The sequence below is a fragment of the Nocardia yunnanensis genome, from assembly GCF_003626895.1.
Classification (GTDB): Bacteria; Actinomycetota; Actinomycetes; order Mycobacteriales; family Mycobacteriaceae; genus Nocardia; species Nocardia yunnanensis.
Map to the genome: position 1 here is coordinate 4,102,686 of NZ_CP032568.1, position 22,482 is coordinate 4,125,167.

Genomic DNA, 22,482 nt, shown 5'->3' on the forward strand with positions numbered 1-22,482 from the left:
GGTCCGCCCACGCCCATGCGGGTCGCGGCCCGCGCGGCGGTGGCGCTTGCCGGGGGTCGACCGGTTGGGCCGGTAGGGTGCTCGCTATGGCGGCCAACCGGCTTACTCGCGTCGCGGTGCTGGTAGCTACCGGGGTGCTGGGCTTGGTCGCTGGTGACGGCGACCTTCGCGCTCGATCGAAGCGGGATACGCCGCGAGCAGCAGCAGCCACGCGGGCCAGAACCAGAACACCGGCCGCAGCCCGAAGGCCAGGACGCTCACACTCATCAGAAACAGCGGGGCCGCCAGCAGATCGAAGTGCAGGATGTCGTACTCGTACGGGTAACGCAGGACCAGCAGCCCCCGCAACCCGCCGGTCACCGCCAGCCCGAGCAGCCCGACGATGATGTCGGTCTGCCGGTCGTAGATGGGCAGCTCGCTGCCGTGCCGCAGGGCGATACCGATCGCCGCGAAGAGTGCGCCGGCGGCGCGGTCACAGCCAGGTGGGGTCGCCGAAAACCGCTCCGCTGTCGTCGGTTTCGGCGGACTTCGCGTAGACGTAGGTGTACTGCCGGATGGAAACCGGTCCGGCGCACTGGTTCACGGCGATGTGGAAATCGCGGACGATGATCTGGACCTGTTTGCCGGGCAGCAGATCCTTGGTGGCGACCTCGAGATCCTTCACCTCGCCCGGGGCCAGGTTGACGCTCATGGGTACCTGGATGTTGGGGCCGATGACCTGCAGCGAGGGACTCTGCGCCAGATTGCCGCTGGGCACGTAGACCTGCGGGATCGCCCCGAGGTTGCCATTGGGCAGCGAGACCGAGCAGCCGATGTGATAGCCCGTCTTGAGCTGTCCGCCGGCCAGGCCGTCGACCCGGGCGTAGGCCATATTGCTGACCATGGCCTCACGGGTGGTGCCGACCTGGTTCAGCGGCGCGATGCGATCGATGACCTCGTCGCGATCGCCGACGGTGAAGCTGCCGAAGGTGGATTGGTAGGTCCGCTCGTGCGGCGCCAGCGTTTCGATATCGGCCCGGGTGGGCGGCGTGCACCACAGCGCGGTACCGAGGGACACCACGAGAACGCCCAGAGTGGACAGCCGCATATCCTCCAAATTAATAGAGGAACCGCATGAATCAGTCGAATGACACGGACCGGTCGGCCCGAATATTGGTCAGTGGCGGATCGTGCCCAGGGCCCAGCGCAGCGCCGAGACCGTGGCCGCGCCCAGCACGGCGGCCTGCACCGACCCGGTGATGAGGGCGAGCATCAGGCAGACCACCACTCCGGCGAACAAGGCTTCCAGCTTGTAGACCGGCCAGGCCGTCCCGGCGATGTCCACGGTGGCGCGCGCGGAGGCCCGCTCGGTATCCGTAGGGTTGACCACTGCCATACAGCGAGGGTAGACGGTGACTGGAAGTTCGGGCAACCGAACTTGTTGTCGGGAACAACACACGAACGCGCTCGGTTGTGCACGTCATGCCACTAATCGGAGAGTACGAACCCAGCCCCAGCGACTGGGCCCGGGAACAGGCGGACCAGTACGACAACTCGGACGGCGCCGAGGGCTACACCCTGCGCGGCGTGCCGATCATTCTGCTCACCACTCGCGGCAACAAATCCGGGAAACTGCGCAAGACCCCGCTCATGCGCGTCGAGCACGACGGCGAGTACGCGGTCGTCGCCTCGCTCGGCGGCGCGCCCAAGCATCCCGTCTGGTATTGGAACGTGAAGGCCGATCCGCACGTCGAGCTGCGCGACCGCGACGTGGTCAAGGAGTACGACGCCCGCGAGGTCACCGGCGACGAGAAGGCGCTGTGGTGGCAGCGGGCCGTCGAAGTCTGGCCCGATTACGCCGAATACCAGAAGAAGACCGACCGTCAGATCCCGGTTTTCGTCCTCACCCCGCGCCCCTGACCGTCGCCCGCCGCAATACCGGGAAAGCGCGGCGGCCGATGAGAAAATGCCCCGGCCGTCGCGGCCGGGGCATTTTCGCACCCGAATCGGGCGCTGCCGCCGACGCGACGGGTGCTCCCAGCTAGCATGTTCGGGTGTCTGATCCGCTTGCTGTAGTAGAGAAAGTGTCCACTCCGCTGCCCGAACTGTCGGCGGAGGAGATCGATGCGGCTGCCAAGCGAATTTCGGACATTATCGAGCCGACGCCGCTGCAGCGGAATTCGCGGCTGTCGGCGCTCACCGGGGCCGAGGTCTACCTCAAGCGCGAGGACCTCACCGCCGTGCGCTCCTACAAGCTGCGCGGCGCCTACAACCTCATGGTGCAGCTCACCGATGACGAGAAGGCCGCCGGAGTGGTGACCGCCAGCGCCGGAAACCACGCGCAGGGCGTGGCTTTCGCGTGCCAGGCCATGGGCGTGCGCGGCCGCATCTACGTGCCGCGGACCACCCCCAAGCAGAAGCGCGATCGAATCCGCGTGCACGGCGGCGCATTCGTGCAGTTGATCGCCGTCGGCGACACCTACGACGCGGCCGCCGCGGCCGCCGCCGACGATGTCGCCCGCACCGGCGCCACCATGGTCCCGCCCTTCGACGACCCGCGCACCGCGGCCGGGCAGGGCACCATCGCCGCCGAATTCCTCGAACAGCTGGGCCGCCAGCCGGATCTGGTGGTGGTGCCGGTGGGCGGCGGCGGCTGCCTGGCGGGCATCGCCACGTATCTGCGGGAGCGTTCGCCGCAGACCGCGTTGCTGGCCGCCGAGCCCACGGGCGCGGCGTCCATGACGGCGGCGCTGGTGGCGGGCGGTCCGGTGACGCTGCCCGAGATCGACCCGTTCGTCGACGGCGCGGCCGTGCGGCGGGTCGGGGCGGTCGGCTATCAGGCGGTGGTGCGCTTCGGCGGCGCGGTCCGCTCGCATGCCTCGCTGCCGCTGCTCACCAGCACCGAAACCCGTAGCGGCGCGGGCTCTTTCCGCATGTTGCACGTGGACGAGGGCGCCATCTGCACCGCCATGCTGGAGCTGTATCAGAACGAGGGCATCGTCGCCGAACCGGCGGGCGCGCTGGCCACCGCGGCGCTGCGCGAGGTCGAGATCGAGCCGGGTTCGACGGTGGTGGTGCTGCTGTCGGGCGGCAACAACGACGTCTCCCGCTACGGCGAGGTCATCGAGCGCTCGCTGGTGCATCAGGGCCTGAAACACTATTTCCTGGTGGACTTCCCGCAGGAACCCGGCGCGCTGCGCCGCTTCCTCGACGAGGTCCTCGGCCCCGACGACGACATCACCCTGTTCGAATACGTCAAGCGCAACAACCGCGAAACCGGCGCGGCCCTGGTCGGCATCGAACTCGGCGCCCCCGACGGCCTCGACCCCCTCCTCGACCGCATGCACCAGGCCCCCATCCAATGCGAACGCCTGGACCCCAACTCCCCGGCCTACCGCTACCTCACGTAAAGCGTTGGATCCCAGCCAAAAACACGCTGGGATGACGGTGCCTGTCGTGGGTGGGGGCGATCACCGGGCTCATTTCGTCATTCCGGCGTGCTTTTGGCCGGAATCCACGCTCCGCGAGCGGGTTTCAGGTGTGGAGGAGGTAGCCGGCGGGGGCGGTGTGGATGAGCGGGGGGTCGCCGAGTTTGCGGGTGAGGCGGGTGATCAGGTCGTCGATGGTCGGGCCGGGATCGCCGCAGCAGGCGGCGATTTCGGCGGGGGTGACCAGGGTGCCGACGCGGGAGGCCAGCAGTTCGAGGGCGCAGAATTCGCGGGTGGTGAGGGTGAGCAGGATGCCGTTGCGGCGCACGCGGCGGCGTAATCGGTCGACCGCCAGGTCGCCGAGGGTGAGCAGCGGCGTGGGCCGGGCGCGGTGGGGGGTGCACAGTGCCCGGACCCGCGCGGCCAGCTCGCCCAGGGCGAAGGGTTTGGGCAGGTAGTCGTCGGCGCCGCCGGCGTAGCTCTCGGCGCGGCCGCCCGCGCTGTCGCGGGCGGTGATCAGCAGGGCGGGTGTGCGATCACCCGATTCTCGTTGCCGCCGAACCAGTTCCAGGCCGTCGCCGTCGGGTAGCCCGCGATCCACGATGAGGCAGTCGTAGAGCCGGACCCCGCAGCGGCGGGTGGCGTCGGTGAGATTGTGAGTGAGATCGACCGCGAATCCGGCCCCGCGCAGTCCGTCCGCGACCCGTTCGCCCAGCTGCCGGTCGTCCTCGCACACCAGGACCCATACGCCGCGGGCGCTCACTCCATCGTCGGACATGCGCCCACGGTGCCACACTGATCGTGAACGATTCGTGAGCGATCGCGCGGCGACCGCCCGGTGTTAACACGAGTCGGGCGAGTACTCGCCGCGCGCCGCGTCGCGGTTAACGGCCCCGAGTCCGGCCCGCGATAAACAGGTAGTTCACTACGCGTGAAACCGAACGGTCAGAACGGGAGGCTGGCGTTCATGAAAAGGCTGGTGGTGTGCTGTGACGGCACGTGGAAGGCCGAATCGAGCACGACGTCGTCGAACATTGTCAAGATCGCGGAAACGGTGCGGTTGACCGGGGCGGACCGGGAGGGGAAGTCCGTCGGGCAGCGCATCTACTACGTCTCGGGTCCCGGTTCGCGCGGCTTCATGTCCGACCGCGTGCTCGGCGGCGCGTTCGGGCTCGGCCTCGAGGCCAACCTGTCGGCCGCCTACTGGCAGCTGGCATTGAACTGGGAACCCGGCGACGAGATCTTCATCTTCGGCTTCAGCCGCGGCGCGTACACCGCCCGCAGCCTCGCCGGCATGATCAACCGGCTCGGAATCCTGAAGTACGACGCCATGATTCACGGCAAGTATCCCGCCGCCCTGGCGATCTACAAGACCCGCAAACGCAACCCGGACGACCCGGATCCCGCGGCCTGGGCGGACTTCCGCGCCCGCTACTGCCATCCCGAAACCCCGGTCATCAACTTCCTGGGCGTCTTCGACACCGTCGGCGCGATGGGCGTGCCCGGCCTGACCGCCTACAAGCACCGCTTCCACGACGTGAACCTCTCCCCGATCGTGCGGTGCGCCCGGCAGGCCCTCGCGATCGACGAGCGCCGCCGCGAATTCGCGCCCTGCCTGTGGGAGGTCCCGCCCGGCCAGCGCGCCCTGCACGACCGCGCCGACCGGGTCAAGCAGGTCTGGTTCGAGGGCGTGCACAGCGATATCGGCGGCGGCTACGCCGACTGCGGGCTGTCCGACATCACGCTGCGCTGGATGATCGCCGAGGCGGAGGCCGAGGGGCTGGCCTTCGACCACGACCGCCTCGATTCCCTGCTGCGGGAATGCCCGTTCGACGCCGCGCACCTGCACGATTCGCTCAGCCCCGCGTTCCGGGTGCTGAATTACGTTCGCCTGAGCGTGAATTGGCGCAATCCCCGTTTCTACTGGGACTCCTGGCGCAAACTGCTGCAGCCGGGCGACCAGGACAGCTTCCTGGCCGCCACGGTCCCGGACCGAAAGAACTACCGCCCGGCCAATATTCGTCGCTGGTGCGGCGACCGCCACGGCCCCGTGCCGCCGGATCTGATCGAGCCCATCGACCAGGTGGCCCTGCCCAAGCCTCCCGGCGACGACGCGGACGGCGGCCCGCGGCAATCCGCCGCGTGAGCCCCCGCCGGCTCAGCGCACCAGCAGCGCCACCGGCAGCCGGGCGAAGAGCTTCTCCAGCCGGGCGCGGCCGGAGAAGGTGTGGCCGGTGAGCCGGTCGGTCCAATGCCCCTGCGGCAGATCGAGAACCGTGTCGGCCCAGCCGCCGGCCTCGTCGAGCCGGATGCTGTGCCGGGTGACCGCGACGATGACCTCGGGCGTCTCCCCGGCCCGGCCGCGCGCGTAGGAGAGCAGGTGGGCGGCGCGGTCGCCGGCGGCGAACAGGGGAGTGTAGGTGCCGCCCACGAAGCAGTCGGGCCGTTCGCGGCGCAGCCACAGCGCGTAGGCGGCGATCCACATCTTGACCGCCCCGGAGGCGTCGAGATCCGGTGTGCCGGTGAGGGATTGCAGCAGCAGCGAGCGGTGGGTGAAGTCGACGGGACGCCGATTGTCCGGATCGACGAGCGAGTCCTCCCACAGTTCGCAGCCCTGGTAGATGTCGGGGATCCCGGGCCCGCACAGCTGCAACAGTTTCTGGGCGAGCGAGTCGGTCCAGGCGTGGGTGGCGAGATCGGTGACGAACTCGCCCAGTTCCGCCCCGACCGGCCCGTCGATGACGGTGTCGATCCAGCGGTGCACCGCCGTCTCGAACTCGATATCCGGTTCCTCCCAGGAGGATTGGGTGCCCGCTTCGCGCACCGCCTTCTCCGCGAACTGATGCAGCCGCTCCCGCAGCCCGGACACGGCCGCGGCCGGCCGGCCGTCGGCGGGCCAGACGCCGAACATGTTCTGCAGCAGGAACAGTGTGGTCGCCCCGTCGGGTCCGGGCGCCATCTCCTCCCAGGTGCTGACCGAACGCGCCCAGATGTCGGGCACCTGCGACAGCATCCCGATCCGCGCCCGCACGTCCTCCCCGCGCTTGGTGTCATGGGTCGACAGCGTGGTCATGGTGGCGGGCCAGCGCGCCGCCCGCTCGGCGTTGGCGAGATGGAATTCGACGACCGAACAGCCGAAGCGCGCCGGATCGGATCCCATCTCCTGCAGCGACACCAGCCGGGCCGCGCGATAGAACATGGTGTCCTCCACCGCTTTCGCGGTCACCGCGCCACCCACCTGATGGAACCGGGTCGCGGCCTCACCGCCCGCGGCCAGCGCCGTCACCAGCACCTGCAGCGGCGCGGTGAGTTCGGCATTGCGCCGCGCCACCTCGGCGACGACCGCGCCGATCATGCCGGCCAGCGGCGCGTAGTCGGTGCGGTACACCGGCATGAACGACAGCACCTCGATGGCGGCGTTGGTGAGCGCCATGGTGTCGAAGGCGTCGGCGCGGGCGTCGCGCTTGACCGCCGCGACCAGTCGCCGCACCTCCGGCACCAGCATGGTCTCCGCGACCGCCCGGCGAATCCGATGCTCCTGCTCGAAGAACCAGGCCCGATCGCTGCCGTGCCCGGTGAACTGCCGCGACAGCTCGGTCAGCTGCTTCTCGCCGTCCGGGTCGATGAGCACGCCGCCGAGTTCGGTGAGCGCGTCGTAGCCGGTGGTGCCGTCGATGGGCAGGGTGGCGTCGAGCGGTTCGCGGGTGGCCAGCACCTTCTCGACCAGCAGCAGCCGCTGCGGTCCGATCAGCTGCCGCAGCCGCCGCAGATACTCGGCGGGCTGGGCCAGCCCGTCCGGATGATCCACGCGCACACCGTCGATCAGGTCGTGCTCGCACCAGGCGGCGAGTTCGCGATGGGCGGCCTCGAAGACCGCGGGCTCCTCCTGCCGGATGGCGGCGAGCCCGCCCACGGTGAAGTAGCGCCGATAGCCGCACAGCCCCGATTTCCAGTTGACCAGCCGATAGTGCTGTTTGTCGTGAATGCGCAGCGCGTTCTCGCCGTCGGTGCCGGGCGCGATGGGGAAGCGCATATCGTGCAGCGCCAGCATGGGTTCGGGCCCGGAGCGGTCCACGGTCAGCGCGGCCGGATCGTTCTCCCCGGCCAGCACCGGCAGCGCGATTCGCCCGCCCGCCCCGTTGCCGGGCGTCCAGTCGATGTCGAACCAGCCGGCGTACTGGGACTCCTTGCCCAGCCGCAGCACATCCCACCACCACGCATTCTGTCGCGGATCGGCGACGCCCACATGGTTGGGCACCAGATCCACGATCAAACCCATACCGCGGCTGCGCACCTCGTCCGAGAGCGCCTTGAGCCCGGTGGGTCCGCCGAGCCCGGCCGCCACCACCGTCGGGTCGGTGACGTCGTAGCCGTGGGTGGAGCCGCGCGCCGCGGTCATGACGGGCGACAGGTACAGATGCGAAATGCCCAGCTGCTGCAGGTATTCGGCGATGGCGCGGGCATCGGCGAAGGTGAGCGCGTCGGGCCGCAGCTGCAGGCGGTAGGTGCTGCGCACCGGCGTCTGCCGGGCGATGGGGCCGGTGTGGTGTTCGGGCGAGCTGGTCATGGCGGTATCGATCATGCCGTACGGCGCAGCACGAGCAGACAGCGTGCGGGCACTTGCACGATGTCGGCGGCGGGGCGGACGGTGTCGTCGGCGGGGCGGCCGGTCGGCGTGGCGCAATCCAGGACGGCTGACCAGGCCGAACCGTAGGAGTCGCCGGGGAGCCGGAAATCGAGCGCTTCGTCGTGGGCGTTGAAGCACAGCAGAAACGAATCGTCGGTGACGCGTTCGCCGCGCGGTCCCGGTTCGCGAATGCCGTCGCCGTTGAGGAACACCGCCAGCGAGCGCGCGAAGGTGGTCTCCCAGTCCGCGTCGGTCATCTCGGTGCCGCCGGGGGTGAACCAGGCGATGTCACCGCTGGGCGCGGGATCGAAGAAGCGGCGGCGCCGGAAGATCGGGTGCGCGTGCCGCAGTGCGACCGTGCGCGTGGTGAATTCGAGCAGATCGGCATTGGTGTGCATGAGGGTCCAGTCCATCCACGACAGCGGTGAGTCCTGACAGTAGACGTTGTTGTTGCCCCGCTGGGTGCGCCCGAATTCGTCGCCGTGCAACAGCATGGGCGTGCCCTGCGACAACAGCAGGGTGGCGAGCAGGTTACGGGACTGCCGCGCCCGCAGTGCCAGGATCGCCGGATCGTCGCTCGGCCCTTCCGCGCCGCAGTTCCAGGAGCGGTTGTAGTTCTCGCCGTCGCGGTTGTCCTCGCCGTTGGCCCGATTGTGTTTCTCGTTGTAGGACACCAGGTCCGCGAGGGTGAATCCGTCGTGTGCGGTCACGAAGTTGATGCTCGCGCCCGGCCGCCGCCCGGTCGCCTCGTACAGGTCCGAGGAGCCGGTCAGCCGGGAGGCGAATTCGCCCAGCGTCGCCGGTTGCCCGCGCCAGTAATCGCGCACGGTGTCACGGTATTTGCCGTTCCATTCGGTCCAGGCCACCGGGAAATTGCCGACCTGATAACCGCCCTCGCCGACATCCCAGGGTTCGGCGATCAGCTTCACCTGGCTGACCACCGGATCCTGCTGCACCATGTCGAAGAAGGTGGAAAGCCGGTCCACATCGTGCAATTCGCGCGCCAGGGTGGCGGCCAGATCGAAGCGGAAACCGTCCACGTGCATCTCCAGCACCCAGTAGCGCAGCGAATCCATGATCAGCTGCAGCGCGTGCGGGTGGGCCATGTTGAAGCTGTTGCCGGTGCCGGTGTAATCCATGTAGTGCTGCGGATCGCCGTCCACGAGACGGTAATACGCGGCATTGTCGAGGCCGCGGAAGCTGAGGGTGGGGCCGAATTCGTTGCCCTCGGCGGTGTGGTTGTAGACGACGTCGAGGATGACCTCGATACCGGCGGTGTGGAACGCGCGCACCATGGCCTTGAATTCGGTGACCGCGGCGGCGGGCGCGGCGCCCGCGGCATATCCGCGATGCGGCGCGAAATAGCCGAAACTGTTGTAACCCCAATAGTTTCGCAGCCCGCGATCGAGCAGGATGCGATCGTCGAGGAACTGGTGCACCGGCATCAATTCCACCGCCGTCACGCCCAGCCGCCGTAAATGGTCGAGTACCGCCGGATGCGCCATGCCGGAGAAGGTGCCGCGCAGTTCCGGCGGCACATCGGGATGGGTGACGGTCATGCCCTTCACATGCGCCTCGTACAGCACCGTCTCGTGATACGGCCGCCGCGGCGGCCGGTCGCCGGTCCAGTCGAAGTACGGGTTGATCACCACCCCGGTCATGGTGTGCCCGAGCGAGTTCTGCCCGTAGTTGTAGGGCGCGGTCTCGGTCCCGAACTCGCCCTCGAACGCCTTGCCGTACGGATCCAGCAGCAGTTTGCTGGGGTCGCAGCGCAATCCGCGCGCCGGATCGAACTTGCCGTGCACCCGGAACCCGTAGCGCTGTCCCGGCCCGACGTCGGGCAGGTAGGCATGCCACACGTACCCGTCCACCTCGTCGAGCGGTACCCGCGTCTCGCGCTGCTCGGCGTCGATCAGGCACAGTTCCACCCGCCGGGCGACCTCGGAGAACACCGAGAAGTTCGTCCCGGCGCCGTCGTAGGTCGCGCCCAGCGGGTAGGCGGTCCCCGGCCAGACACCGAGCGTGCCGGAACCGGGAGTCGCGGGAACCATGCCCCGACCCTAGCGAGCCGGTCGCAACTCCTTGCGCCAGGTCTGCCCGACCAGATCGGCCCCGAAACTGTGGTGCGGATTCGATTCCACGAGTTCGAAACCCGCGCGCTCGTAGATGTGCCGCGCCGAGGTCAGCACGTCGTTGGTCCACAACACCAGCTCGCGATACCCGGCCGCGGCGGCGAAGCGCAGGCATTCGTCCACCAGCGCGCTGCCCACCCCCAGCCCGCGCGCGGACGGTTCCACCAGCAGCAGCCGCAGCCGCGCGGTGGCGTCGTCCTCGCGCATGCAGTACACGCAGCCGACCGGGACGCCCTCGTATTCGGCGATCCAGGCCCGTTCCCGTTGCGGGTCATGGGAATTCAGCCAGTCGGCGACGATCCGCGCGACCAGGTTCTCGTAGTCGCCGTCCCAGCCGTACTCCTCGGCGTACAGCTCGGCATTGCGCTGGATCACCCAGCCGTGGTCGCCGGGCCGCGGCTCGCGCAGCACCACGCCCGCCGGATCGGGTTCGGTGTCGGTGTCGAGGATCTGCTCGATGGCGCGCATGGCCCCGACCAGCCGGGTGCGCACGACGGGGGAGTGCGGCGCCAGCAGCTGCCCGATCTGCTCCTGCGTGCGCTGATTCAGGACCGCGAACGCGGCCCGCCCGGCATCGGTCAGCTCGACCACCTGCCGGCGCCCGTCGGCATCGGATCTGCGGCGGGCCACCAGCCCCCGCTCCTCGAACCGGGCCAGGATCCGGCTCAGATAGCCCGCGTCCACATCCAGCCCGAACCGCAGATCCACCACCTCCGCAGCGCCGAAGTTGGCCAGTTCGAACAGGATTCGGCCCTCGGTGAGCGAGAACTCGGTGCCGAGCATCTCGCCCTGCAGCACCCCGATCAGCCGCGTGTAGCGCCGGTTGAAGGCGCGCACGGCATCGATGTGCTGTGCCTCGACGAGACCCTCGGCCATGCTGGTCGCCATATCGACTCCAATCCTTTGACTGAGTCAAAGAATACTCCGGCGCGCGGGCGTCCGGCGGGGTTCGTGCTAACTTGAACGCCGTTCAAGCCTGCTCCTCGAAGGACTTCCCGTGGCATCGACCTCCACCGTGGCACTGACTTCCGCAGAGATCGCCGCCCTCGACGCGGCGCACGTCTGGCATCCCTACGGCGGGTTTCCGGCCGGGACCGAACCGCTCGTCGTGGCCTCGGCCGCCGGGACCCGGCTCACCCTGGCCGACGGCCGGGAGTTGGTGGACGGCATGAGCTCGTGGTGGGCGGCGGTGCACGGGTATCGGCATCCGGTGCTGGACGCGGCGCTGAGCGCGCAGGCCGCGAAGATGAGTCACGTCATGTTCGGCGGGCTGACGCACGAACCGGCGGTGCGGTTGTCGCGGCTGCTGGTCGAGCTCACGCCCGAGGGGCTGGACAAGGTGTTCCTCTGCGACTCCGGGTCGGTGTCGGTGGAGGTCGCGGTGAAGATGTGCCTGCAATATCAGCGGGCGCTGGGCCGTCCGGCCAAGCATCGGCTGATGACCTGGCGCGGTGGCTATCACGGCGACACCTTCACCCCCATGAGCGTGTGTGATCCCGAGGGCGGCATGCACTCGCTGTGGACCGACGTGCTCGTACCGCAGATCTTCGCCAGCGCGCCGCCGGAAGAGTTTGTGCCCGAGTACGTTTCGGAGCTCGAACGCGTGATCGCCGAGCACGCGCACGAACTCGCCGCCGTCATCGTGGAACCCGTGGTGCAGGGCGCGGGCGGCATGCGCTTCCACGATCCCCGCTACCTCGCCGAGCTGCGACGGCTGTGCGACGCGCACGACGTGCTGCTGGTGTTCGACGAGATCGCCACCGGATTCGGCCGCACCGGAACGCTTTTCGCGGCCGAACAGGCCGGGGTGCGACCCGACGTCATGTGCGTCGGCAAGGCCCTCACCGGCGGCTACCTCACCCTCGCGGCGGCGCTGTGCACCACCGAGATCGCCGAAACCCTCAGCCGATCCCACGGCGGCCTCATGCACGGCCCGACCTTCATGGGCAACCCCCTGGCCTGCGCGGTCGCCGTGGCCTCGATCGAACTGCTGCTCTCCCGCGACTGGCAGGCCGAAGTCCGCGGCATCGAAAGCGAACTCACCGCCGGCCTGGCCCCGGCCCGCGCGCTGCCCGGCGTCGCGGATGTCCGAATTCGTGGAGCCATCGGCGTCATTCAGCTCGACCACCCGGTCGACATGCGCGCGGCCACCGCCGCGGCCGTCGAGGCCGGGGTGTGGCTGCGCCCCTTCCGCGACCTCGTCTACTGCATGCCCCCGTTCATCAGCAGCCGCGACGACGTCCATCGCATCACCACCGCCATGTGCGCCGCCGCGGCCGTCTGAGCGCGCGGGGCCACGGCCTCGGCCCTGCCGGGCCCTCCGATCCGATGACCGCTCGCGGTAGACGATCACCGGCGTGGTGTGCCACTCGCTCGAAGCGAGTCCTCAGCGGTTAGCTCGTTTTTCGCGCACTTTGTCTGAATTGTCGCTGTCGGACAGGACTTCCCAGACCTTGAACACGCAGTGATACTCGTCGGACCAGCCGCGGGCGATCAGCATGAAGGTGTCCCCGTCGCGCAGGATGGTGCGGCGGCTGATCAACTTCGGATGATCGGGAATGAATTTCGAGACGAGGTCCGGGAGCTTCGCGAGGGCTTGTTCGCGGGTTCCCACCACCTCGGTGAGGATCTTCGGACTCCAGGTTTTGCTGTCGCCGAAGCCGGTCGTCTGCTCGACCACTATTGCCCATCGTGGCATCGCGCAGCCTCCTTACGTTCCCAGCATAGACCGGCCCGCCGACACCCATGGCCTCCTGAACGGCGTTCAAGTATGCTTCCGAGCTGTGACTGCCGATCCCCTGAGCTGGCTCGACACCCGCGCCGCCGCGCGCGTGGACGCCGGGCTGCGCCGCACCCTGCGCGCCCGCACCCCCGAACAGGCGAGCGTCGACCTGGCCTCCAACGACTATCTCGGGCTGGTCCGCCACCCCGACGTGATCGAGGGCGCGATCGCCGCGGTGCGCCGCTGGGGCACCGGGGCGACGGGCTCGCGGCTGGTCACCGGCACCACCGCCGAACACGAGCAGCTCGAGGCCGAGCTGGCCGAATTCGTCGGCGCGGAAGCCGGATTGGTGTTCGCCTCCGGTTACGCCGCCAATCTGGGCGCGGTCACCGCCCTGGCCGGCCGTGGGGCGCTGGTGGTTTCGGACGCGGGCAGTCACGCGTCGCTGGTCGATGCCTGCCGACTGTCGCGGGCCCGGGTGGAGATCGCAGCGCATCGCGATCCGGCCGCGGTGGATCGGCTGCTGTCGCAACGCAGCGAAGAGCGTGCACTGGTCTTGACGGATTCGGTGTTCAGTGCCGACGGCGATCTCGCGCCGCTGACCGAACTGCACCGGGTCACCCGCGCCCATGGCGCGGTGCTGATCGTGGACGAGGCGCACGGCCTCGGTGTGCGCGGCGAGGGTGGGCGCGGCCTGGTCCATGAATGCGGCCTGGCCGGCGAACCCGATCTGGTCGTCACCGCGACACTGTCGAAAGCCTTTGCCGCCCAGGGTGGTGTGGTGCTGGCCAGTGAGCGCGTCCGCGCGCACCTCATCGACGCGGCGCGCACCTTCATCTTCGACACCGGCCTGGCGCCCGCGGCCGTCGGCGCGGCCCGCGCCGCGCTGGGACTGCTGCGGCGGGATCCTTCCATGGCCCAGCGGGTGCTGGACCGGGCCGCCGATCTGGCGCGCATCGCCGGTGTCGGGCAACCGGATTCGGCCGTCGTATCCGTCGACCTGGGGGAGGCGCAGGTCGCCTACGACGCCGCCCAGGCCTGCCGCGCGCGCGGCCTGTCGGTCGGCTGTTTCCGCCCGCCGTCGGTGCCCGAGGGCACCTCGCGGCTGCGCCTGACCGCCCGCGCCGATCTCACCGCGGCCGAATTGGGCACCATCGCAACGATTCTCACCGAGGTCCTCGCCGACGCGCGCGGGCGTGAGGCGGTGCTCGCATGACCCGGCTGCTGTTGGTCACCGGCACCTCCACCGATGTCGGCAAGACCATCGTGACCGCGGCGCTGGCGGCCACCGCCCGCGCGGCGGGCCTGGCGGTCGCGGTCTGCAAGCCCGCCCAAACCGGCGTGGCCCCGGGCGAACCCGGTGATCTGGCCGTCGTCACCCAGCTCAGCGGTGTCGCCCGCACCCTCGAACTGGCCCGCTACCCCGAGCCTTTGGCCCCCGACACCGCCGCCCGCCGCTGCGGCCGGCCGCTGCTCACCCTCGCCGAAACGGTCGCCGGCATCGAGTCCTGCGCTGACGCCGACCTCGTCCTGGTCGAAGGCGCGGGCGGCCTGCTCGTCCGCATCGGCGACTTCACCCTCCTGGATCTGGCCCAAAAGCTCAGCGCCCCCGTCCTGTTGGTGGCCGCCGCCGGGCTGGGCACGCTCAATCACAGCGAGCTCACCACCCGCACGCTCGCCGCCGCTGGTGTGGCCTGCGCGGGACTGGTCATCGGATCCTGGCCCGCCGAGCCCGATCTCGCGTCCGCGTGCAACCGCACCGACCTGCCCGCCGTCACCGGTGTGGATCTGGTCGGCTCGCTCCCCGCGGGCGCGGGCGCCTGGCCGGCCGGCGAATTCGCCGCCGCCGCCCCCGGCTGGTTCGACCGGGACTGGTCGGCCCGCTACCTCTCGCGCTGAGGACGACGGGGCAGAGATCGAGAGGCCGGGTTCAGCCCCCGAGCCGGGACTCACGAATTCCTCACGGGTGACGCGGCAGGGTAGGGGAATGAAGCGCTGTCGGTGCCCGCGAGCGGGGACGCGTCGCGGGCGGTCGCGCGGGCTCGTGACCGCATGACCGGTACGGATGCTGTAATGGTGCAGGTGCGGGTACTCGTGTGCGAGGACGACAGGGACCTGGGCGACGAGGTCGCGGCCGGGTTGCGGGCGGCCGGGTTCGCGGTCGACCTGGCCCGCGATTACGCCGACGCCGATCTGAAGATCGCGGTCAACACCTACGACTGCCTGGTCGTCGACCGGGGCCTGCCCGACGGCGACGGCCTGGATCTGGTGCGCGCGCAGCGCGATTCGGGGGAGCGGACGCCCGTGGTCATCCTGACCGCCCGCGACGCCCTGGCCGATCGGCTCGACGGGTTCGCGCACGGCGCCGACGACTATGTGGTGAAACCGTTCGCCATGGATGAGCTGGCGGCGCGCGTGCGCGCCCTGTGCCGCCGCCGCGAATTGCCGGCGGCCACCCGCATCGAGGTCGGGACGCTCACCGTGGACCGGCCGCGGCGGCGGGTGCATCGGGCGGGCACGCTGCTGACGTTGACCCCCAAGGAATTCGGGGTGCTGGAACTGCTGGCCGAACGGGCCGGATCGGTGGTGACCCGCGCCGAACTCATCGAAGCCTGCTGGGACGAGATGGCGGAACCGGCGTCGAACGTGGTCGACGTGGTGGTCGCGCAGCTGCGGCGCAAACTCGGCGAGCCGCCGCTGCTGGAGACCGTGCGCGGCGTCGGATTCACCCTCGCGCCATGAGTCTTCGCCGGCGCGCCCGCACCAGTGAACCGGACACACCCGCCCGCTTGCGCCGCACCCGCTGGCTGCTGACCGGGCTGTTCACCGCGCTGACCGCCCTGTGCCTGATCGTGCTCGGCTCGCTGGCGGCCTCCATCGACGCGCATTCGCGCGCCCGGGACCTGGACGCGGGCATCGACCGGGTGGTCACCGGGCTGGCCCGCGAGGTGTATTGGAACGAGGACGGCGGCGTCGACCTCGAGACCGTGCGCAACGACGACGATCTGGTGGACGGCCCCGACCCGGTGGTGGTGCTGGTGCTCGACCCGGGCGGCGGCTGGCGAGAACCGTTCGTGCACAAGCGCTCCGGGATGCCGACGGATCTGACCGGGCTGGCGGGCGCGACCGCCGCGGCCGAGGAGACGCAGTGGCACACGCTCATCGATCGCGACGGCAACCGGGTACGGCTGGCCGTCGGCCCGGTCTGGGACAACGACGGCGCGATCGGCGCGGTCATCGTCGCCGGCGCGGATCCCGCGCCCGCGGAACGCGACCATCACCGGCTGCTGCTGGCGCTGTGGGGCGGCGGGGCCGGGCTGGTGGTGCTGGCCGCGCTGGCCGGACACCTGCTGTCGGGCGCCAGCCTGCGCCCGGCGCTGCGCATGCTCGATCAGCGCGAACGCTTCCTGTCGGAGGCGTCGCACGAATTACGCACGCCCCTGGCCACTTTGCGGCTCTACCTGGACGCCGCCCTGCGCGATCCGGCCGATACCCGGCGCGCGGTCACCGACGCGCGGGCGCTCACCGATCGCCTGGGCCGGACCGTCGCCGGTCTGCTGGCCCGCACCCGCACCGAAACCGGTGCGGGACAACTGGATCGGCAAAGACTGTTCCTGGATCAGCTGGTCGAGGGCGTGGTCGCGGAATGCGGCGGCGAGATCGAGGTGGTGACGGAACCGACGGCGGTGCACGCGGATCCGGATCTGCTGGCGCTGGCCGTGCGCAACCTCGTGGACAACGCACTGGTGCACGGCGGAACACCGGTCGAGGTGCGGGTGGCGGCGGGCCGGGTCACCGTGCGCGACCACGGGCCCGGCCTCGATCCCGGCCTGGCCGACCCCTTCGCGCGCGGGGCGGTCGGTGCGCGCGGGCAGCACGGCATCGGACTGTCGCTGGTGCGGTGGGTGGCGGAGGTGCATGCCGGTTCGGTGACCCTGGTCCCCGCGCCCGGCGGCGGCACCCTCGCGACGCTGTCACTGCCCGAGGCCCCGGAGGCACTACCCGAAGCCCCGGAGGCCACGCCCGAATTGTCGTAACTGCCAGGCGAATTGCCGCGATCGTGACCGACGCGCCGCCTCGTGCCCGAAGCTGCCGTGATCTTCATCACAGGCGGCGTAGGGTGGCGGCGTGCCCTCCACCCGTGTCGAGAAGTTCGTCGGTGCTCCGCGTTCCACTGTCTTCCGCGCGCTGCTGGATGCGCGGTCGGTCCGAACCTGGATGGTCCCCGACGGAATGACCAGCCGCGTCCACGAATTCGATGCCCGCGTCGGCGGTCGCTTCCGCATCTCGCTGACCTACGACCTGCCCACCGAACCCGGCAAGACCACCGCGCACACCGACACCTTCCACGGGGTGTTCGCCCGCGTCGTCCCGGATCGCGAGGTGGTGCAGACCGTCGAATTCGAGACCGAGGATCCGGATCTGCGCGGCGAGATGACCGTCACCTACACCCTCGACGACGTCCCCGGCGGCACCAAAGTCACCGCCTGCCACGACAATCTGCCGCCGGGCCTGTCCCCGGCCGACAATGCGGCCGGGTTCCGCATGTCGCTGGCCAAACTCTGCGAGCTGACCGAGCACGCCGCCCGCCACTGACCGGAGCACGGTCGGGTGAACGCGGCGATACCAGGAGCTGACCGTCAGCACAAGCCTGGCCGACGCGCCGGAAATTCGTACAGTTGATTGGTATGGCGCTGCCGGGTTTCCCCAATCCGACCGGTGTCGCCGAATACGACGATCGGCGGCGGCGGGAACGCCTGCGCGCCACCCGGCTGGGCGCGGGCTGGACGCGCTGGCGGCGCACCCGGCTGATGCTGCTGCGCTTGAGCCTGGTGCCACTGGTCGCCCTGGGCGCGTTCGCCGAATACCTGGGCGCCGATGTGCTGCCCGAACAGGCGCGGCTGGCCCGCACCGAGCCCGCGGTGCTGCCCATCGCGGGCCCCTCGGACCCGCAGGCGAGCGATACCGCCGTGTTCGATCTGGTCGGGCTCGGCGTCCTCGACGCCGGCGACACCGCCCGGGCCCTGCCGTCGCTGACCGCGCTCGGCTCGGTGTGGGCGGTGCGCTACGACCAGACCGGTATCGACACCAAGGTCATCTCGGATCTGATCGTGAAGGTCACCGACGCCGCCAAGGTGTCGAACGTGGTGCTGACCGGGCACAGCATGGGCGGAGTGATCGCGCTCGAGATCGCCAAGCACCTGCACACCGGCAGCACCAAGCGGGTGCGGGCGGTGCTGCTGGACTGCACGCCGGTCGACCTCGACGCGGTCCGCGCCGAGAGCCGCGACCAGGGCGAGGAGATGCTGCGCTGGATGGGCTGGGTGCCCGGCGCGCGCGAGAGCCGGTTGCTGCGGTTGATCGTGGAAACCTATGCGCGCCACGACCGTTTCGTAGGCGGCCGGTACCTGATCCGCGGCGCGGAGTTCCGCTCGGCGCTCGGGGACGTGCTGCGCGACAAGATCCTCAATACCGACGCCGCCAGCAACGGCCTGATCGAGGCCCAGTTCAAGGCGATCGTGGCGGGCGGCGCGGTGGACGATCTGCGCGCGCTCGCCAAACCCGCCGCGGGCAAACCGCGTCCGGCCATCGTGTTCATCCGCCCGCACAACCCCTACGACGACCCGATCGTGAACGTGGAGTACTCGCACAAGGTGCTCATCGACCAGGTCGGCGGGGTGGACGGGACGCTGCTGGTGGTGACCACGCACACCACCGGGCACGCCAATCCGATCGAGCGGCCGGTGGAGTACAACACGGTCATCGCCGATCAGGTGGTGCCGTTCGTGCGCCAGATCCAGCAGGACCAGTCGGCGGCGATGTCGGTGGGCCGGTGAGGGTTTAGCGGACCGTATCGTCGGAGGCGGGCCGAATTCCCGAGGCGGGCACCAGGTTCCAGCGTTCCAGCTGGGCGCGCACCTGCTCGGCGGCGTCGATGTTCAACGGGCCGCTGGTCCACAGCGCGTACGGCAGGTTCAGGAAGCGGCCTTCGGTGACCGCGCGCAGATTCTGGATGCCGGGCTTGGCGCGCAGCAGATCCACCTTCTGCTGGAAGGTCTGCGGGGGATAGTCGACGAACACGAGGGCGTCCGGGTCGGCGGCCGCGATCCGCTCCCAGGACACCTTCGTCCAGGTGTCGGCGACGTCGTCGAGGGCGTTGCGCGCGCCCGCCGCATCCAGGATCGCCTGCGGGGCGCCGAATTTCCCGCTGGACATGACGGTGTCGGAGGCGCTGTCGAAGACGAACACGGTGGGTCGTTTCGCGGCGGCGGGGGCGGCCTGCAGCGCCGCGAGCCGTCGATCGATCTCACCGGTGACCCGGGTGGCGCGGTCCGTGCGCCCGGTGATCGCGCCCAGCGCGGTGAGATCGGTGCGCAGCGCCGTCCACGCGTCCACCACCCCGCGTTCGCCGTCGGGCCGGCGGCAGCTCTCGGTCAGCACGTACGGCGCGACCCCGGCCGCCCGCAACGAATCCGGCGTCAGATTCGCCGCCTCCGAATACCCGTAATTCCAGCCCGCCACCATCACATCCGGCCGCTGCGCCAGCACCGTCTCGCGCGAGGGGTAGTCCGGCGCAACGGAATTCAACGTGTCGACGCTGTCGCCGTAATGCTTGCGCAGCGTATCCGCGTCCCGCTTCAGGCTCGACACCGCCACCGTCTGATCCTGCGCGCCCAGCGCCAGCACCATCGAGATGAGGTTTCCGTCGTTGACGAACACCCGCTGCGCCGGCGACGGAAACTTCTGCTCCACACCGCAATTGCGCACGGCGAGATGGCCGGTGGCCGCCCGCGGCGACGAGCAGGCGGCGAGTGCGGCGGTCGCGGCGAGCACCGCGACCGCCGCCCGCACGCGCACTCGGGTGGGGGATTCCGAAACCTTGGTCAAGACAGTGCCTTTCGTCCGGTGATGATCAAGTGGGTGCCGCCCCCGTCCGGGTTCGGGACGCGGTGCGCCCGGACGCCGAACACCTGCGCGAGGACCTCGGCGCGCAGGGCGGTCTCCGGCGGTCGCAGCGGATGCGCGCGACCGTCGTGCACCACGAGCACGCGGTCGCAGTAGCGGTCGGCCAGCGTCAGGTCGTGCAGGCTCATCACCACGGTGCGCGGCAATTCCCGTGTCAGCGCCAGCAATTCCAGCTGATGGGTGATGTCCAGATGGTTGGTCGGCTCGTCGAGCAGCAGGATCGGCGTCCGCTGCACGAGCGCCCGGGCCAGCAGCACCCGCTGCCGCTCCCCGCCCGACAGCCTGCTCATCGCCCGTCCCGCAAATCCGGCCAGATCCACCTGCCGCAACGCCGCCGCCACCGCATCCCGCTCCCGCGGACCGCTCGCGCCCCACGGCGGCAGATACGGCGTGCGACCGAGCGCGACGGTCTCACCGACCAGCAGATCGTCCGGCGGCCGCTCGTCTTGCCCCACCAGGCTCACCAGCCGTGCCCGCTCCCGCGGCGACACCCGATGCAGGAGCCCGCCGTCCACCGTCACGGTGCCCGCGACCGGCGCGCTCAGCCCCGCCAGCGTGCGCAGCAGTGTCGTCTTGCCCGCCCCGTTGGGGCCGACGATGCCCACCGTTTCGCCGGCCCTGATCGAGAAGTCGACGCCTTCGATCACCCGCCGCCGGCCGGCGGCGCAGCCCAGCCCGCAGACCACCAGGCCGCCCGCCTCACGGGCGGTCATGCGGCACCGAATCGGTAACTGCGGCGGCCCATGAGAAGCAGGAAGGCGGGAGCACCGATCAGTCCGGTCAGGACGCCGACCGGGATTTCGGTGGGGCGGACCAGAATTCGGGTGGCGGCATCGGCGGCCACCAGGAAGAGCGCGCCGCACAGGGCGCTGGCGGGCAGGAGGGCGCGGTGGCGGGGGCCGATCACCAGGCGGGCGGCGTGGGGGACCACCAGTCCGACGAAGCCGATGCCGCCGGAGACCGCGACCAGGACACCGACCAGGATCGCCAGCAGGATGAACAGGGCGATGCGCAACTCGCGCACGGGAACTCCGAGGGAGGCTGCGGTGTCGGGGCCCAGGTTCAGGGCGTCCAGCCAGTTCGAGGCCAGCAGCAGCGCGGCGAGGCCGGCCGCTACCACACAGGCGGGCAACAGGATTCGGGTCCAATCCGCTCCCGCGAGGCTGCCCAGCAGCCAGAACAGCACCGATTGCGCGGCCGACGGGTCGCTGCTGCGGAAGATCAGATAGCTGCTGAACGCCGCGAACGCGGAACCCAGCACGGTGCCGGTCAGCACCAAACGCAGTGGGGTGAGCCCGCCTTGGGCGAGGGCGATCAGGAACACCGCCGCGGCCGCCAGCAGCGCCCCGGCGAGCGCACCCGCCGACAGCGCCCACAGTCCCGCCCCGGCGAACAGGCCCGAGGTGATGACCGCCGCCGCCCCGACGCCCGCGCCCGAGGACACGCCCAGCAGATACGGATCGGCGAGCGGGTTGCGCACCAGCGTCTGCATGGCCGCCCCCGCCACCGCCAATCCGGCGCCGACGATCGCGGCGAGAATCGTTCGCGGCACCCGCAATTGCCACACGATGGTGTCCAGTCCGGCGTTCGCGGGCACCTGGCCGCGTAGTCGCTGTCCCAGCACCTCGACCACGTCTCGCACCGGAATCCGCTGTGCCCCGAACCCGGTCGCGACGACCATGGCCGCGATCAGCAGCAATCCCAGCAACGGCAGGGCGAGCGATGTCCGCGCACGGCTCATCGCGAGGGCTCCTCGGGCAACACGCGGCCTCTCCAGAGATCTGCGCGGCGAGGGAGGTCTGACTCGCGCGGTCCGAGAACCGCACTCACAGTGGCGCGACCGTTCCGGATTCCCACCGGATTCCCGCACTCGCCGTCGATGACGGCACCGACTCTACCGTCCAGAAACTTCGCAAATCGGACGGGGCGCCGATTCGCGGCGGACCGTCAGCGCACGCGGCTGCCGAGCAGGTGACGAATGCCGCTGACGAAGAGTTGCAGGCCGAAGTCGAAGCGGGAGGTGGGGTCGGTGGCGTCGTGCAGCGGTGAATGTTCTTCGGCCAGTGCGCCCATGGAATCCATCTGGATCCGCGATTGCTCGTCGACGGTCTGGCCGAGGACGTAGTACAGCAGCGTGTAAGCGGCGAGTTCGGCTTCCTCGCGGGTCATGCCGGCGCGAATCGCGGAGCTGGCCAAGCGTTCCCGGCCCTTGCTGGTGGTCAGGCGCGAGGCGTAGGTGGCCGACACCAACTCGGCTCCGTCGCGGTAGGCGAGCAGGCATTCGCGCAGCCGGTGCGCCAATTCGGTGATCTGCTTGGACCATTCCTCGGCGATCACCGGCTCGTCCATGGGCGCGAGAATGCGGTCGGCGACCGCGCCCAGCAGCGCCTGCTTGTTGGGGAAGTGCCAGTACAGCGCGCCCGGCTGCACGTGCAGGGAGGTGGCCAGCCGGCGCATGGTCAGATCGGCCAGCCCGTACTGGTCGAGAATGGCGATGGCCCCGTCGACCACGTCCGTGCGATGGAGTTGCACTGAAAAACCCGACCCTCTCGTGTTCCGGCTCACGTTCCCGGCTGCTAGCCTACCCTGAACACCGTTCAAGTTGCTCGGCCACACGCGGCCGGACGA

At 70.0% G+C, this 22,482-nt stretch carries 22 protein-coding genes and 1 riboswitch; of the genes, 10 read left to right on the forward strand and 12 right to left on the reverse strand.

The features are described 5' to 3' along the window. Positions 1-126: 126 nt before the first annotated feature. The 3 genes from D7D52_RS19225 to D7D52_RS19235 form a co-directional block, all read right to left on the reverse strand. Positions 127-360 carry a hypothetical protein gene (locus tag D7D52_RS19225; RefSeq protein WP_120738322.1) on the reverse strand — a complete coding sequence of 78 codons (234 nt, stop codon included), beginning with the start codon at positions 358-360 and terminating at the stop codon, positions 127-129. A gap of 112 nt (positions 361-472) precedes the next feature. Continuing rightward, on the reverse strand, positions 473-1,087 hold the full coding sequence (locus D7D52_RS19230) for an MspA family porin (RefSeq protein WP_120738323.1): 615 nt from the start codon (positions 1,085-1,087) through the stop codon (positions 473-475). Between the two features lie 69 nt (positions 1,088-1,156). Then, positions 1,157-1,375 carry a hypothetical protein gene (locus D7D52_RS19235; RefSeq protein WP_120738325.1) on the reverse strand — a complete coding sequence of 73 codons (219 nt, stop codon included), beginning with the start codon at positions 1,373-1,375 and terminating at the stop codon, positions 1,157-1,159. A gap of 86 nt (positions 1,376-1,461) precedes the next feature. Here D7D52_RS19235 and D7D52_RS19240 point away from each other — a divergent pair, with 86 nt between their 5' ends. Both D7D52_RS19240 and ilvA read left to right on the forward strand, forming a co-directional pair. Then, positions 1,462-1,899, forward strand: coding sequence for a nitroreductase family deazaflavin-dependent oxidoreductase (locus D7D52_RS19240; RefSeq protein WP_120738328.1), 438 nt, complete (start codon positions 1,462-1,464; stop codon positions 1,897-1,899). A gap of 134 nt (positions 1,900-2,033) precedes the next feature. After that, entirely contained in the window at positions 2,034-3,389 is a 1,356-nt protein-coding gene (gene ilvA / locus D7D52_RS19245; RefSeq protein ID WP_120738330.1) for a threonine ammonia-lyase IlvA, read from the forward strand. A gap of 124 nt (positions 3,390-3,513) precedes the next feature. Here ilvA and D7D52_RS19250 read toward each other — a convergent pair whose 3' ends face one another. Beyond that, positions 3,514-4,185 (reverse strand): response regulator transcription factor, encoded by a 672-nt coding sequence (locus tag D7D52_RS19250; RefSeq protein ID WP_120738331.1) that lies wholly within the window; start codon positions 4,183-4,185, stop codon positions 3,514-3,516. Positions 4,186-4,374: 189 nt separating this feature from the next. On the opposite strand from D7D52_RS19250, the gene D7D52_RS19255 reads away from it, so the two are divergent. After that, on the forward strand, positions 4,375-5,553 hold the full coding sequence (locus tag D7D52_RS19255; protein ID WP_120738333.1) for a DUF2235 domain-containing protein: 1,179 nt from the start codon (positions 4,375-4,377) through the stop codon (positions 5,551-5,553). Positions 5,554-5,565: 12 nt separating this feature from the next. On the opposite strand, the gene treY is transcribed toward D7D52_RS19255, so the two are convergent. Genes treY through D7D52_RS19270 form a run of 3 tightly spaced genes read right to left on the reverse strand, consistent with a single transcriptional unit; the run spans position 5,566 to position 11,054 of the window. After that, positions 5,566-7,974: a malto-oligosyltrehalose synthase gene (gene treY, locus D7D52_RS19260; protein WP_120738335.1), complete on the reverse strand. Its 2,409-nt coding sequence runs from the start codon at positions 7,972-7,974 to the stop codon at positions 5,566-5,568. Between the two features lie 11 nt (positions 7,975-7,985). Beyond that, a complete protein-coding gene (glgX, locus tag D7D52_RS19265) occupies positions 7,986-10,085 on the reverse strand; it encodes a glycogen debranching protein GlgX (RefSeq protein WP_120738337.1) in 2,100 nt (699 codons plus the stop codon). A 9-nt stretch (positions 10,086-10,094) separates the two neighbouring features. Beyond that, positions 10,095-11,054 (reverse strand): bifunctional helix-turn-helix transcriptional regulator/GNAT family N-acetyltransferase, encoded by a 960-nt coding sequence (locus D7D52_RS19270; protein ID WP_222932645.1) that lies wholly within the window; start codon positions 11,052-11,054, stop codon positions 10,095-10,097. Between the two features lie 127 nt (positions 11,055-11,181). On the opposite strand from D7D52_RS19270, the gene D7D52_RS19275 reads away from it, so the two are divergent. Beyond that, entirely contained in the window at positions 11,182-12,450 is a 1,269-nt protein-coding gene (locus D7D52_RS19275; protein WP_120744260.1) for an adenosylmethionine--8-amino-7-oxononanoate transaminase, read from the forward strand. Between the two features lie 102 nt (positions 12,451-12,552). On the opposite strand, the gene D7D52_RS19280 is transcribed toward D7D52_RS19275, so the two are convergent. Continuing rightward, positions 12,553-12,846 (reverse strand): hypothetical protein, encoded by a 294-nt coding sequence (locus D7D52_RS19280; RefSeq protein ID WP_120738339.1) that lies wholly within the window; start codon positions 12,844-12,846, stop codon positions 12,553-12,555. A 103-nt stretch (positions 12,847-12,949) separates the two neighbouring features. Here D7D52_RS19280 and D7D52_RS19285 point away from each other — a divergent pair, with 103 nt between their 5' ends. The 6 genes from D7D52_RS19285 to D7D52_RS19310 all read left to right on the forward strand — a co-directional run bounded on the left by D7D52_RS19285 (position 12,950) and on the right by D7D52_RS19310 (position 18,725). Then, complete coding sequence (locus D7D52_RS19285; RefSeq protein ID WP_120738341.1) at positions 12,950-14,104, forward strand: 8-amino-7-oxononanoate synthase; 1,155 nt, start codon at positions 12,950-12,952, stop codon at positions 14,102-14,104. Continuing rightward, the gene (gene bioD, locus D7D52_RS19290; RefSeq protein WP_120738343.1) at positions 14,101-14,787 is read left to right on the forward strand and encodes a dethiobiotin synthase; all 687 of its coding nucleotides are present in this window, start codon (positions 14,101-14,103) and stop codon (positions 14,785-14,787) included. The genes D7D52_RS19285 and bioD overlap by 4 nt, the downstream gene beginning before the upstream one ends. A gap of 153 nt (positions 14,788-14,940) precedes the next feature. Then, positions 14,941-15,630 carry a response regulator transcription factor gene (locus tag D7D52_RS19295; RefSeq protein ID WP_246023156.1) on the forward strand — a complete coding sequence of 230 codons (690 nt, stop codon included), beginning with the start codon at positions 14,941-14,943 and terminating at the stop codon, positions 15,628-15,630. After that, positions 15,627-16,925, forward strand: coding sequence for a sensor histidine kinase (locus D7D52_RS19300; protein WP_120738345.1), 1,299 nt, complete (start codon positions 15,627-15,629; stop codon positions 16,923-16,925). Before D7D52_RS19295 ends, D7D52_RS19300 begins: the two co-directional genes overlap by 4 nt. 91 nt (positions 16,926-17,016) lie before the next feature. Next, positions 17,017-17,484, forward strand: a complete 468-nt coding sequence (locus D7D52_RS19305) for an SRPBCC family protein (protein WP_120738347.1) — start codon at positions 17,017-17,019, stop codon at positions 17,482-17,484. A gap of 92 nt (positions 17,485-17,576) precedes the next feature. Next, on the forward strand, positions 17,577-18,725 hold the full coding sequence (locus D7D52_RS19310; RefSeq protein ID WP_120738349.1) for an alpha/beta fold hydrolase: 1,149 nt from the start codon (positions 17,577-17,579) through the stop codon (positions 18,723-18,725). 4 nt (positions 18,726-18,729) lie between these two features. Here D7D52_RS19310 and D7D52_RS19315 read toward each other — a convergent pair whose 3' ends face one another. The 4 genes from D7D52_RS19315 to D7D52_RS19330 form a co-directional block, all read right to left on the reverse strand. Then, positions 18,730-19,776, reverse strand: coding sequence for an ABC transporter substrate-binding protein (locus tag D7D52_RS19315; protein WP_246023157.1), 1,047 nt, complete (start codon positions 19,774-19,776; stop codon positions 18,730-18,732). Further along, the gene (locus tag D7D52_RS19320; RefSeq protein ID WP_120738351.1) at positions 19,773-20,567 is read right to left on the reverse strand and encodes an ABC transporter ATP-binding protein; all 795 of its coding nucleotides are present in this window, start codon (positions 20,565-20,567) and stop codon (positions 19,773-19,775) included. Before D7D52_RS19320 ends, D7D52_RS19315 begins: the two co-directional genes overlap by 4 nt. Next, positions 20,564-21,595, reverse strand: coding sequence for a FecCD family ABC transporter permease (locus D7D52_RS19325; RefSeq protein WP_120738353.1), 1,032 nt, complete (start codon positions 21,593-21,595; stop codon positions 20,564-20,566). Before D7D52_RS19325 ends, D7D52_RS19320 begins: the two co-directional genes overlap by 4 nt. A gap of 35 nt (positions 21,596-21,630) precedes the next feature. Beyond that, positions 21,631-21,762: riboswitch (cobalamin riboswitch) on the reverse strand. 39 nt (positions 21,763-21,801) lie between these two features. After that, positions 21,802-22,386, reverse strand: a complete 585-nt coding sequence (locus tag D7D52_RS19330) for a TetR/AcrR family transcriptional regulator C-terminal domain-containing protein (protein WP_120738355.1) — start codon at positions 22,384-22,386, stop codon at positions 21,802-21,804. Positions 22,387-22,482: the final 96 nt, after the last annotated feature.

Coding starts and splice junctions, on each gene's coding strand:
- D7D52_RS19230 (WP_120738323.1), bottom strand. CDS start 1,087: ATGCGGCTGTCCACTCTGGGCGTTCTCGTGGTGTCCCTCGGTACCGCG.
- D7D52_RS19235 (WP_120738325.1), bottom strand. CDS start 1,375: ATGGCAGTGGTCAACCCTACGGATACCGAGCGGGCCTCCGCGCGCGCC.
- D7D52_RS19240 (WP_120738328.1), top strand. CDS start 1,462: ATGCCACTAATCGGAGAGTACGAACCCAGCCCCAGCGACTGGGCCCGG.
- D7D52_RS19250 (WP_120738331.1), bottom strand. CDS start 4,185: ATGTCCGACGATGGAGTGAGCGCCCGCGGCGTATGGGTCCTGGTGTGC.
- D7D52_RS19255 (WP_120738333.1), top strand. CDS start 4,375: ATGAAAAGGCTGGTGGTGTGCTGTGACGGCACGTGGAAGGCCGAATCG.
- treY (WP_120738335.1), bottom strand. CDS start 7,974: ATGACCAGCTCGCCCGAACACCACACCGGCCCCATCGCCCGGCAGACG.
- glgX (WP_120738337.1), bottom strand. CDS start 10,085: ATGGTTCCCGCGACTCCCGGTTCCGGCACGCTCGGTGTCTGGCCGGGG.
- D7D52_RS19270 (WP_222932645.1), bottom strand. CDS start 11,054: ATGGCGACCAGCATGGCCGAGGGTCTCGTCGAGGCACAGCACATCGAT.
- bioD (WP_120738343.1), top strand. CDS start 14,101: ATGACCCGGCTGCTGTTGGTCACCGGCACCTCCACCGATGTCGGCAAG.
- D7D52_RS19295 (WP_246023156.1), top strand. CDS start 14,941: ATGACCGGTACGGATGCTGTAATGGTGCAGGTGCGGGTACTCGTGTGC.
- D7D52_RS19300 (WP_120738345.1), top strand. CDS start 15,627: ATGAGTCTTCGCCGGCGCGCCCGCACCAGTGAACCGGACACACCCGCC.
- D7D52_RS19310 (WP_120738349.1), top strand. CDS start 17,577: ATGGCGCTGCCGGGTTTCCCCAATCCGACCGGTGTCGCCGAATACGAC.
- D7D52_RS19320 (WP_120738351.1), bottom strand. CDS start 20,567: ATGACCGCCCGTGAGGCGGGCGGCCTGGTGGTCTGCGGGCTGGGCTGC.
- D7D52_RS19325 (WP_120738353.1), bottom strand. CDS start 21,595: ATGAGCCGTGCGCGGACATCGCTCGCCCTGCCGTTGCTGGGATTGCTG.